At 38.3% G+C, this 1,143-nt stretch carries 1 protein-coding gene; it reads right to left on the bottom strand.

Annotated features, from left to right (window positions below):
* A partial coding sequence (locus tag R7Q47_RS25835) for a response regulator transcription factor (RefSeq protein ID WP_318090207.1) occupies positions 1-449 on the bottom strand: 449 nt, incomplete at its 3' end.
* Between the last annotated feature and the right edge of the window lie 694 nt (positions 450-1,143).

Genomic DNA, 1,143 nt, shown 5'->3' with positions numbered 1-1,143 from the left:
AACAGCTTATCTTGACGGTAGGCTTGATGCGTTTTTTGATCGATAGACACTTCGCCGTACTGGAGTTTGGTTGATGCAACCGTACCGCGGTAGCGTTTAATCAATGCAGTCATGCGTGCTTCAAGAATATCGAGATCAAACGGTTTGGTGAGGTAGTCGTCGGCGCCGTGTTGGAAGCCTTTGAGCATGTCGTCTCGGCTATCAAGTGCTGTCAACATCAACACCGGAGTGTTATTACCCGCATCGCGCAGCTTGTTGCACAGTGTTAGGCCATCCATGCGCGGCAGCATGAGGTCGAGCAAAATGATGTCAAACGCATTATCCATCGCCAGCTTTAAGCCTAGCTCACCGTTGTCGGCATAATCCAGCTGCATGCCAGCACACTCAAAATAATCGAACAACATTCCCGCTATTTCACGATTATCTTCTACCAAAAGTACACGTTTCATTTATTCTTATCCAATCTCGATAAATTCGAATGTTGATCTTAACGAACATTATTCACTATAGGTGTGAAAAAGTTGTCGACAATGATTTTCTCACCTTTGTGTCGGTTTTCAATGTCTAACCTTAAATACAGTGGTACCTGTTTATTTATATTTATCAATACTGATTGAAATATAAATGGTATAGATTGGTTGGTTCTGTTAACTCCATATAAAACATGAAGATACTAAATTATTTATGTGACACTGAGCACATTATTAATAATTGCCAATCTTCACAAGTGCACTCGATAGGAAAGGTTCTTACTTTTTATAAAACCATTTTTTAGATATGGCTATTACGTTTAAATACAAACGCTTAGATTCTCTTTTTTGAGATAATTCAATCAAATCAATGGTTTCATGCACAAGCGAAACGCTGCATTATTTTATTATTATTAATAAAACTACATTTTCTGTTCTTGATCTGTTCATAAACGAAAGTCTCCTATTAACTTTACTTGTTTAAAATCCATGATCCTTCCAATGCTTAATGCCAGATAAAAATCAATTTGTGAGGCTATCATGTTTAACAGTATACGCACTCGAATTGCTGTCAGTGCGGGTGGGGCAATGGCCTTCACTCTATTGATTGCAATGGGTATGACAACCAATGCGTTCACGCAAGTGAATGAACAAATCACTACAAAAGTAAAAT

The sequence above is a fragment of the Vibrio sp. Vb0349 genome, from assembly GCF_033338975.1.
This window is presented reverse-complemented; position numbering and strand designations above follow the sequence as displayed.